Source organism: Peptococcus simiae, from assembly GCF_046097595.1.
In the GTDB taxonomy this organism is placed as follows: domain Bacteria; phylum Bacillota; class Peptococcia; order Peptococcales; family Peptococcaceae; genus Peptococcus; species Peptococcus simiae.
The window spans coordinates 1-10,229 of the sequence record NZ_JBJUVG010000023.1; the positions used below are offsets into that span (position 1 = coordinate 1).

At 50.5% G+C, this 10,229-nt stretch carries 7 protein-coding genes; 6 read left to right on the top strand and 1 reads right to left on the bottom strand.

The window, feature by feature from the left end:
• Positions 1-483: 483 nt before the first annotated feature.
• Positions 484-1,119: an HAD-IA family hydrolase gene (locus ACKQTC_RS09090; RefSeq protein WP_408978126.1), complete on the bottom strand. Its 636-nt coding sequence runs from the start codon at positions 1,117-1,119 to the stop codon at positions 484-486.
• A gap of 78 nt (positions 1,120-1,197) precedes the next feature.
• On the opposite strand from ACKQTC_RS09090, the gene ACKQTC_RS09095 reads away from it, so the two are divergent.
• From ACKQTC_RS09095 to ACKQTC_RS09120, 6 genes are all read left to right on the top strand, one after another.
• Positions 1,198-1,674: a GNAT family N-acetyltransferase gene (locus ACKQTC_RS09095; RefSeq protein WP_408978127.1), complete on the top strand. Its 477-nt coding sequence runs from the start codon at positions 1,198-1,200 to the stop codon at positions 1,672-1,674.
• Positions 1,655-3,670 carry an ATP-dependent DNA helicase RecG gene (gene recG / locus ACKQTC_RS09100; protein WP_408978128.1) on the top strand — a complete coding sequence of 672 codons (2,016 nt, stop codon included), beginning with the start codon at positions 1,655-1,657 and terminating at the stop codon, positions 3,668-3,670. The genes ACKQTC_RS09095 and recG overlap by 20 nt, the downstream gene beginning before the upstream one ends.
• Before the next feature lie 8 nt (positions 3,671-3,678).
• A complete protein-coding gene (gene rsmD / locus ACKQTC_RS09105) occupies positions 3,679-4,230 on the top strand; it encodes a 16S rRNA (guanine(966)-N(2))-methyltransferase RsmD (RefSeq protein WP_408978129.1) in 552 nt (183 codons plus the stop codon).
• 17 nt (positions 4,231-4,247) lie between these two features.
• Positions 4,248-4,760, top strand: a complete 513-nt coding sequence (locus ACKQTC_RS09110) for an ATP synthase subunit B family protein (RefSeq protein ID WP_408978130.1) — start codon at positions 4,248-4,250, stop codon at positions 4,758-4,760.
• 359 nt (positions 4,761-5,119) lie between these two features.
• Positions 5,120-9,049: an S-layer homology domain-containing protein gene (locus tag ACKQTC_RS09115; RefSeq protein ID WP_408978131.1), complete on the top strand. Its 3,930-nt coding sequence runs from the start codon at positions 5,120-5,122 to the stop codon at positions 9,047-9,049.
• 160 nt (positions 9,050-9,209) lie between these two features.
• Positions 9,210-10,229, top strand: a 1,020-nt coding sequence (locus ACKQTC_RS09120; RefSeq protein ID WP_408978132.1) for an S-layer homology domain-containing protein, incomplete at its 3' end; no start/stop codon positions are given.

Genomic DNA, 10,229 nt, shown 5'->3' on the forward strand with positions numbered 1-10,229 from the left:
GTGGCGGTTACATATATTCCTTTTAGTAGACGGAAGTATCCTCTTATTTCTGTCGAAAATATTTCAGGAAGCGATAGCAGAGGTAGATGATTATAGCGGTAAAAACAAGGAGCATAACGAGATTTAAAAGGCTAAAGAATACATGAGAAAAAGTTAAAGCCATTTATAAACCACCTCTTAGGGGAAACGTATTTCCGTACACTTGCTTTAAATATTAACAAAACGGGGTTTATATGTAAATCTGTTTTTGTTATTCTTCTCTATACTTTATATTGACAGGCGGTTGCTGGGGTTGAGTCCGGGCATCGTTTAAATCCAGTGCATTTGCCTTTACGAACCGGTATAAGTCGGCGTCATCTTTTAAGGCCGCCTTCGCAGATCTGGGCTGGCCTATCGAGCCTTTATTTCTGCATCGGCCTTGCTTTTATGGATAACTGCCTCTCAGGCAGAGGCCTGGAGGGTATTTTTATCTCATTTGTGCCATTACTGGCAGAGGGTGAGAAGGTCAGAGAGTTGGTCAATCATATAGTCCGGTTGGGCGAGGGCCAGGGTTTCCTTGCCACAGGTGGCGAAGGCGACACCACAGGTGGCTACGCCGGCTTTCTGGGCGGCGGTGATGTCATGGGCGGAGTCGCCGACCATGAGGGCCTGGTCCGGGCGGGCCGCGAATCGCTCTAAGGCGATTTGGACCGGCTTGGGGTCCGGCTTGTGCCGGTCGGTATCTTCTGGGCCGACAAAGACATCCAGGTAGGGGGAAAGACCCAACTGGTCCAGGCTCTTGTAGGCGTTGACCCGTTTTTTGGAGGTCACTACAGCGATGCCGGCGCCGCGGGCCTTGAGGGCGGCTAAGGTCTTATCTGCTTCCGGCACCATGAGGATATCATCCTGGCCCCGGCGGTCGGACTCAGCCCGGTAGGTCTTTAGTAAATCGTCTGCGGCTGCCGGTCGCATGGCCCGGATGGCTGTCTCCAGGGGGATGCCGAAGGTGGCTGTGATCTCGGGGGTGCTGATGGATTCAGCCAGGACTTCTTGAAAGGCGTATTTAAAACAGTCAATAACGTGTTTGTTACTGTCGATGAGGGTGCCATCCAGGTCAAATAAGAAATAATCAAATGCCATAGCTTCTCCTTTATGGGTCAATAATTGCAGGTCTTAGATAAATCCGTTACAATGAATTATACCAAAGGAGGCACGCGTATGGGAACAAGTTCGGAAATATACATAAGAGATGCTGAACGGGCTGATATGGATTTTATCTATCAGCTGATTTATGAACTGGCCGTCCATGAAAAACGGCCGGAGGATTTTACAGCCAGCAAGGCACACTTGGCTGGCCTGCTTTTCGACCGTCAAGTGGCCAAGGTCCGGCTGGCCTTTTTGGCTGACCAACCGGTGGCCTATATGCTTTACTACCCGGTCGTATCGACCTTTAGTGGCCATCTCAATTACTATGTAGAGGACCTCTTTGTCTTACCTGAAGGCCGAGGCCTCGGGATTGGGAAGAAAATGCTCATGTCGCTCAAGGGTGAGCCCGGCATTGAGGGGCTCAAGTGGACCTGCCTGATGGATAATGATGAGGGCTTGGCCTTCCACCATGCCATCGGCGGCCAGCAGGGGATTGCCTGCTACCCCTTCTATATGGATTGGTCTGACGATGACCCGGCTGCTGACTGACCCCGTTACTGTCTTGAAGGGGGTGGGGAGTAAGCGGGCCAGTCAGTTCGGGATTTTAGGGATCCGGACCTTATTTGACCTGGTCCAACACTACCCTTTCCGCTATGACGACTACACAGAAGTCAAGCCTGTTGGGACCTGGATTGATGGCGAAACGGTGGCTTATGCCGGCCGGGTGGTATCTGTTGAAAATGCCCGGACCCGGACAGGAAAGTCCCTTGTGAAGGCCCTCTTGGAAGGGCCCCAAGGCGAGGTGGTAGCCACCTGGTTTGGCCGCTGGCAGCTGGACCGCCAGCTTAGCCATGGTCGGCCGCTTTTCTGCGTTGGCCGGGTCAATGCCCGCTTTAGCCGGGAAATCGTCGTGACCCGGCATGTCTTCTTGAAGGACTTGGCTGAGGCTGACCAATACCGCCGCATTGAGCCGGTGTATGCAACCACTGAAGGGCTATCGGGTAAGGTAATCCAGGATGCTGTCAGCCAGGTCCTGGCCGGCCTGCCCTTGATGAAGGATATCTGGCCCCAGGGTACAAGCTTATGCCCTATTCCTAAGGCTTGGCAGCTGGTCCATCAGCCGCCGAGCCGGGCGGCCCTGGATGAGGCCTTGAAGGCTCTGAAAACCCTGGAATTTATGCTCTTAATCCTCTGGGCCCAGGAACGGGGCGGTGACCGCCAGCGGGGGGTAGCCCATCCGGTGGCCGATGACCTGACCAGGGGCTACCTGGCAGCCCTTCCCTATGAATTGACAGTCGACCAGAAAAAGGCAGTAGATGCCATTTGGGCTGATATGGCCTCGCCCTACCAGATGCACCGTCTGCTTCAGGGTGATGTAGGGTCAGGGAAAACAACTGTGGCCATTTTGGCCCTCTTACGGGCCGTTGCCGGCGGTCACCAGGGGGCCTTGATGGCACCTACAGAGATTTTGGCCACCCAACATGAACTGACCATGAAGGAAGACCTGGCCCGGTACGACATTCGGGTAGAGACCCTAACCGGGAGCCTGTCGCCCAAGGTTCGCCAAGAGCGTCTGGCGGACCTGGCCGCCGGAGACATTGACCTGGTCATCGGGACCCACGCCCTTTTTGAACCGGATGTGGTCTTTAAAGACCTCAGTTGTGTGGTCATTGATGAGCAGCACCGGTTTGGCGTCAGACAACGGCAGCTTTTGACTGAAAAAGGGCTCCACCCGGACCTTTTGGTCATGACAGCTACGCCAATTCCCCGGTCTTTAGCCCTAACGGTCTATGGAGACTTGGACTTGACCCTGATTCAGTCGATGCCGCCCGGCCGCCAGCCAATCAAAACTTATGTTATGGGGAGCCATAAGCGGGAGGGCCTTTATGATTTTTTGCGGACCCATATGGTAGCCGGCGAGCGGGTCTATATGGTTTGCCCCCTGGTCGAAGAGAGTGAAAAACTGGACTTGCAAAATGCTGAAAGCCTTTATAGCCACCTGGCTGAGACCGTCTTTCCGGACTTTTCCATAGGCCTTCTCCATGGCCGGATGAAGGCCACAGACAAGGCTGCAGTCATGGCTGATTTTGCCGCCGGCCAGCTGCAGATGGTCGTTTCCACCACCGTCATTGAAGTAGGGGTGAATGTGCCGGAAGCGACCATTATGGTCATCGAAAATGCCGACCGATTTGGTCTGGCCCAATTGCACCAGTTGCGGGGTCGGGTGGGCCGGGGCAGCAGCCAAAGCTACTGCTTTTTGGTTAGCGATAACCGGGGCCCCGAAGCCCGGGCCCGGTTAGAATTGATGAGCCGGACGTCAGATGGCTTTGAGATTGCTGAAGCCGACTTGGCCCAGCGGGGGCCCGGGGAGCTCCTGGGCCTGCGGCAAAGCGGCCAGGGGGTCTTCCGCTTGGCTGACCCGGTCCGAGACCAGGCCCTGGTCCTAGTCGCTCGCGACCTGGCCAAAGCAGTCCAAGCCCGGGATGAGGTGCCCCCCTTGCTCACAGCCTACATGAACGATATGCGCCGGCGGATGATGTCCTAGGAGGAAGTATGAGAATCGTAGCAGGTAAACACCGGGGTCTTAGCTTGCAGGCCCCCAAAGGCTTGGAAACCCGGCCGACAGCTGACCGGGTCCGGGAGGCTATTTTTAGCAGTATCCAGTTCCGCCTACCCGGCGCCCGCGTCCTGGATGCCTTCGCCGGCACCGGGGCCATGGGCTTGGAAGCCCTGTCCCGAGGGGCGGAATCCGTCGTCTTTTGTGAGCAGAGTAAGGCTGCCCGAGTTGTTTTAGAGCACAACATTGCTCGAGCCGGTGAAGGGGACCGGGCCCAAGTGGTTGCCGGTGATGTCCTGGCCCAGCTCAAGTCCGGCCGGATCAAAGGCCCCTTCGATTTAATCTTCCTCGACCCGCCCTACCGGGCCAACCTATATGAATCCGTGTTGGATATCATCAATCATGGACATTTTTTAGCAAAAGACGGCCTAATTGTTGCAGAAAGCGCAAAAAAGGCTTTATTTTCCCTTAACGATAGGGTATTCTTAATATATAAGCAGAAATCGTACGGAGATACAAGGATTACCTATCTCATACACAACAAATAACTCAGGAGGTATCGCCCATGGAAATTTTGGACCTCATTGATCAGCTGGAGGACATGGTCAAAAACGCTAAGCAGCCCATCTTAAATAAAGAACAAGTCATTTTAGAGCAAGAGGACTTGTTTGCCGTCATTGATGGTCTACGGACGAATATGCCCACAGCGATTCAAGACGCCCAATGGGTCAAACGCGATGAGGAGCGCATTATTGCCGCTGCCCAAGAGGAGCAGGATCGCATTATAGCGGAAGCCAAAGACCGGGCGCGTGCCTTGGTCGAACAGCATGAAATCACCCAAATGGCCACCAGCGAAGGGGAGGCCATCGTCAATGATGCCCGCCAGCAGGCTCATGACATCTATGAAGGGGCCTTTAACTATGCCCATGACATCATGAGCAAACTGGAAAACCAGCTCACCGTCTACTACGAGGTCATCCAAGAAGGGCGCAGCGATATACAAAAATCTCTGGATGCCATGAAGGCCCAAGACTTTGAAATTCATTATCGCCCAGACGACCTGGAAGATAACAGATAAAAGTAAATAGCCAATCCCCTAATCCTTGGTTAACGATTAGGGGATTGCTTTTTAGTCGGACATCTTGTCCGACTTTTTTTATTAAGATTTTTTAAAGAGGGTTAGGCATTCCCATTTTTCAAACAGTCATTTATCTTATTTTTTTACCTAAGGATAGGCATTTACCCTTGAAATGGTTCTTAAAGATTGATTATTTAAACTTTTTATTAGCGGTTGACGAAATAAGAATGTAACAATATAATTACATAAAACTAGTTAGATTAACCTAACTAAAAAGTTTTATTAAGGTTAGCTAACGAAACTAATTAGTTATTTGTGGTTTCACATGGATCTTTTCCGAACTAGAAAGGAAGAATACCTTGAAAAAGAAAAAAATCTGTGCCGGCGTCTTGGCTGCCAGCCTGCTAGTCAGTTCTTTCCCCGTTACTGTTTTAGCTCATCCGGCTCAAGCAGCTGACCAGGCTGCCGTCCAAATGAAGTATGGCGATATTAAGGGCCATAAACATGAAAAACTTTTGCAACGCTGGATTGAAGAAGGCAAGTTGAAAGGGGATGACCATGGCCAGGTCAATCCTAACGCCAGCATTACCCGGGCTGAACTGGCCAGCTTTATTAACCGGGTGAAGGGCTACACGGAAATGGCAGACATCAGCCACTTTAAAGATGTTAATCCGAATGACTGGTATGCCCAGGAAATTGCCCGGGCCGTGAAAGCCGGCTACCTGGTTGGCATGGGCCCAGATACCTTTGGCCCTAATGGTCCTGTGACGACAGAGCAGGCCGTTGCTGTGGCTCTACGCCTGTCGGCAGTGCCCAATCAATCTCTTAAAGACGTACAAGTGCCCGAAGATATTAAGGCTTCTCCCTGGGCGAAAGAGGCCATTCGCCAGGCCATTGCCAATGGGATTTTCACCTTAACAGAAGTGCAGGCAGGCTTAGTCCAGCCTGAAAAACGGGCCAACAACATTCTTATCTTAGACCGGGCCCTGAATAAAAATATTGCTTTAAGTGTGCCCGGGACGTATACGTTAGGTAGCGTTAACGATGTGGATGTTCAAACTACCGGTATTACTCTCAAGGACGGGGAAGTTAAAGGCATCTTGACCGTCACCGCTAAAAAAGATGCGGGCCAAGAGGCACCTGTCTCCTTACAGCTGGAGAAGGTTAAATTAGCCAATAAAGTTATTGCACCCTCCAGCGTGAAGGTTACCCAGGATGGGACCCGCCTGACCACCCAAGAGCCGGTCGATAAAGCCAAGGACGATGATAAGAAAAGCAAGGGTACCGTTACCATAGGCGGCTCTTCCGGCCATAGTTCCGGTTCGTCTAAACCGAAAGAAGAAACGAACAAGCCCAAGAAGCCTCAGGCAGAAACCTATAATGAGTTACCCCGGATTATGGACTGGCTCTTAAACCGGCCGATTACGAACACAGACCTGGAAAAGGCCTTCAAAGAGTTTCCTAAGGGGGCGAAAATTACCGACCCGGTCAGTTATCAATTCACCAAACCCGGCACTCAAACGGTAACAGCTACCCTTGTTTTTGCTGACAAGAGTACGAAAAAACAAGACATCACCATTAATGTTAAGGAAAAGCTGGATGACTACAGCGGCCTAACGGTCAAACCCATTGCTGAAATTAAGGCTCTGGATAATGACCGGGGCTATGTGGATGGGGTATACGATGGCTTTGCCCTCGGCTACCAGAAAAACCTTTACGTGAAAGTCACCGTTAAGGGGGGTAAGATTGTCGCTGTCGATAAGGCCGGAGATGGCCAGATTGATGACGGCGGCACCTATGAAGAAAAAGGGTTCAAAAATCTTATTAAGACCGTCATTGATAAACAAGATCCACAAAGTCTCGCAGCCCAGCTGAATGCTAAACTTAACTTAACCAAGGCCATGTATAACCGGGCCGGCGAGAAGGGGCATACCGATGAGGCCTACAAGGAGGCCATGAAACACTTCTTCGGTACCGAAGAAGGGGCCCCTCGTGGGATGGATGAAATTTATCAAAGTCACATCCAGGCTTACGATGCCATTGGCAAAAAAGTTCGTACGAAGCTCAAAGCAGCCGGTTACGAGCGGATTGACGTTGCCTCCGGCGCCACCTGGACAGCTCACGGGACCGCCAATGCCATTATTGATGCCTTAAACAAGGCCAACCCCAAGAATGATGTTTTGGGGATGGATATCAAGGGCGACCGTGTTCAGTTTGACCGCCATGCCGGTAAGGACAAGGCCTCCGGTTATAATACCGGTGACCCCCTCAACTTCAAGGACTTTTCTGTTGTCCTGAAAAAAAGGGGCGGCAAAACAGAAACCATCCAGGGGGCTGATTTTGCCAAAAAAGGCATCCGGGTTGAACGGAAGAATGACGGCAAAGAAGTCTCCGATGGAATGGCTCTAACCGAAGAAAATGTCGGTAACGTTCTGGGCAGAGGTTTGCAACTGAACCTTGTCCATGTGTCGTCAGGGGTTAAGAAAGAACTCCTGGTCCTGATTAGTGAAACGCAAAAACTCAAGCAAAAGGAATTCCAGTATCGGATTGTCGGGACAGAGCAATGGGAAAACCTCTATACGCCAAAAGAGGGCTTCGATGCCTTTAAGTTTGTGATGCCGGTGCCCAAGTCCAAGTTTGATAAAATCGTCGGCAAAAAAATCGAAGTCCGGGTGATTTTGACCGATAAAAATGGCCAAGACTATATCCTCCAAGGGACTCCGGATAAGGCTTTTGAAGTGCCGGATACTTCACAAAAGGCTGTAGGAATTGTGTACGGAAAGGATGCTCTGCAAACCGATAAGCGGAAGCATTTTGACTACTATGATACCTATACCTACATGTTTAAGGCCATTTCCGATAATGCCGGTGAAGCCGGTAAGATGTCCGCGGAACAGGAAGCCTTAAAGGCAGAAATTGATAAGGTAGAGGCCTGGTTTGCCGGTGAAAAATTCTCCGGTCCCTTTGATAAGGATAAACGTGAACCTCTGAAAAAGGCCTTAGACCAGGCTAAAAAAGTTTTGGCTGATGACCACTCCGGCCTGGCAGAACTCCAGGCTGAAAAAGAGGCACTGGCTGAAGCAGCAGAGGTCTTTAAACGAAAGATGCTCGGTGCTGCACTGGATGTCATTGACATGTGGCAGGAAGAACTGGACGATGAAGAAAACCAAGACCAGGACTTTAAACAAGAAATAAAGGTCGTTCAGCAAAAAGTGAAAGAGGCTCAAGAGGCAACTACTTTCAACCCCATGGCCCTGCAGCTGGCCTTTTACAATAGCGATAAGTTGTTAGCTCGGTCCAACATGAAGAAAGACCTGCCTCATGCTGAGGAAGTTTTAGCCACCCACCCCAGCCATAAACGGCTGAAATCGGCTATTGATGCAGCTAAGGCGGCCTTGGCCGATTCCAGAAAAAACCGGGAAGAATTGCAGGCCGCCTCTAGTGAACTAAGTGCGGCTATTAGTGAAGCAGAAGCTGAACCGGAAGAAGAGGCTAAGAAACCAAACAGCAACTATCCGGCCATTGCGCCTACAGATATCCTGAATGGCGGTGAAACGGTGGTGACCCTGCCCACTGAAGTTGAAACCCGGACGGTTGTCGGCTCAGAAGTCAAGATGGGTGAAAAGGTCCTTAAGCCGGACCAATATGCTCTGGATTTAGCAAACCACACCTTGACCCTGAAAAACCTCACTGAAGCCGATGCCGGCCAGTATACCCTGTCCATCCAAAGTAATGAGTATGAAGACTTAAACCTGCCCTTTGAACTGAAGGTTGGGAAGAAAATCAACTATACGGTTCAAGGGATGGCGCATGTCAAAAAATTAAAGAGCTGGAAGAAAAAAGCAGACAGCTACTATGTTATAGCAACAGTAACCTTTAATGATAAGCATGAGGTTGTAGCGTACGATCTCGCACCGGCGTCAGCTAATAAAGATGTTGATCCCTTAAATGAGAACGGGATAGCGACTCTCGATCAAGTGACCGCCTATACTTTTGATATTGTGGAAAATAGGAAAGAATACGAGGCCTCTTTTGCCGGAAACCAAGAGTATTGGGACCCGATGATTTATGGGGATCCGAAAGATCCGGAAATTAAAAGCTTTGATGAGATTATCAAAGCAAAAAACATTAAAACCAAGGCAGATTTTCAAAGTATGAAAACAGAATTTGACGATGAAGATCGTACTGACAAAAATGTTGACACCACTTCCGGGGCGACCATTAGCTCTAACGCAGCTAAAAATGCCATCTTGGATGCCTTTGATCGATTTGAAGCCCAATTCAAATAAGTTTGTGCTTGGTATTGAAACTTGATAACTAAAAATGCCGTAATTCCACTCTAGCTTTACGGCATTTTTTATCCTTTAGAAGAAAATGAAAGTGAGGTCCTGAATGAAAAACAAAAAACTTTGTGCCGGCGTTTTGGCAGCCAGTTTAATGGTTAGCTCTATGCCATTCGCTCCTTTAACCTCACCGGCCCAAGCAGCCAGTGCAGCAATCAGTCAAGGTGTTTATAAGGATATTAAGGGCCATAAACATGAAGCCCTCTTGCAGCGTTGGATTCAAGAAGGTAAAGTCAAGGGTGATGACCAGGGACAAGTGAACCCTGACCAGTCTATCACCCGGGCGGAATTAGCCGCCTTTATCAACCGGGTCAAGGGCTTTACGAAGACAGCAGATATCAGCCGGTTTAAAGATGTTAAAACGGATGATTGGTATGCTACAGAGGTGGCCCGGGCCGTCCAGGCCGGCTACCTGGTTGGGATGGGGCCGGATACCTTTGCTCCTAATGGTCAGGTGACCGCCGAGCAGGCCATTGCCGTTGCTTTGCGGCTGTCTCCCTTACCCAACCAGTCCACTAAAAACGTTCAAGTGCCGGAAAACCTTAAAGCTTCCCCCTGGGCCGCGGAGGCTGTTAAACAGGCCATTGCCAATGGGATTTTTAGCCAGGCGGATTTAACGGAAAGCCTGACCCTGTCCAGTAAACGGGCCGATAATATCCTCTGGCTGGACCGGAGCCTCAATAAAAACCCGGCCTTAAGCGTCCCCGGGACCTACAGTCTGGGTGAAGTTAATAATGTAGATGTCCAAGTGCCGGGCGTGACTCTGAAAAATACGACCATTAGCGGTCAGCTCACGGTTTCCGCCAAGGCTGAAAAAGGCAATGATACCGTAACCCTTGACCAGGTTAAACTAACCAAGCCGGTTGTCGCCCCCAAGGAGATTAAAGTTGTTCAAGACGGCAAATCCGTAGAAACAAAGGCACCGGATAAAAAACCGGACCAATCCGAGAATAAAAAAAACGGGACAGTAACCATTGGCGGGTCCGGCCATTCAGGCGGTTCAGCGAAGCCTGCCCGGCCAAGTAAGCCGGATAAACCGGCCCAGCCGAAGAAACCGGAAAGTAAGCCCGCTAGCAAAGAAGAACGGAAAGCCTTAGAAAACGCTTTGAAAGATACCAAGTTCATC